Origin of the sequence: Burkholderia territorii (assembly GCF_902833055.1) — a bacterium.
Classification (GTDB): Bacteria; Pseudomonadota; Gammaproteobacteria; order Burkholderiales; family Burkholderiaceae; genus Burkholderia; species Burkholderia territorii.
Genome location: NZ_CADFEJ010000114.1, coordinates 1 through 498 on the forward strand (window position 1 = coordinate 1; position 498 = coordinate 498).

Sequence of the window (498 nt, forward strand, 5' to 3'; positions counted from 1 at the left end):
ACCGGCTTCACGCGGTCATGGTCGCGATCGAAGGCCAGCACGTGCAGCTTGCCGTCCAGTTCGTCGATCAGGTAGACGAAGCGCTGGTCGGGCGAGAAGCTGAAATGGCGCGGACCCGACTTGGGCGGCAGCGCATAGGCCGGCGCGTCGTCCAGCGTCAGCTCGCCGGTGCCGGCCTCGAAGCGCAGCCGCAGCCAGGCGTCGGCGCCGAGCACCGAGGCGAAGGCCACGCGATTGTCGGGCGCGGGCAGCATCGCGTGCGCCTTCGGGCCGGTGGGGATGGTCTGCCTGACCGGGCCGACCAGGCCGTCCGCGCCGATCGTGTTGACCGCCAGCAGGTTGCCGTCGTAGGAGGCCGAGAACAGGTAGCGGCCCGTCGCGTCGGTCGACAGGTAGGGCATGCTGTGCTCGAGCGGCGCGCTGCCGAGTTCGGTGAGGCGGCCGTCGAGCGGATTGAGCGCAAAGCTGAGCACGCGGTAGGGCTGCGAGCGGATCCCC

The 498-nt window shown here is 70.7% G+C and carries 1 protein-coding gene; it reads right to left on the minus strand.

Annotation, left to right across the window (positions count from 1 at the left end; translation table 11 throughout):
- Positions 1-498: lactonase family protein (locus tag HW466_RS31275; RefSeq protein ID WP_176316162.1), on the minus strand; the 498-nt coding region annotated here is incomplete at both ends.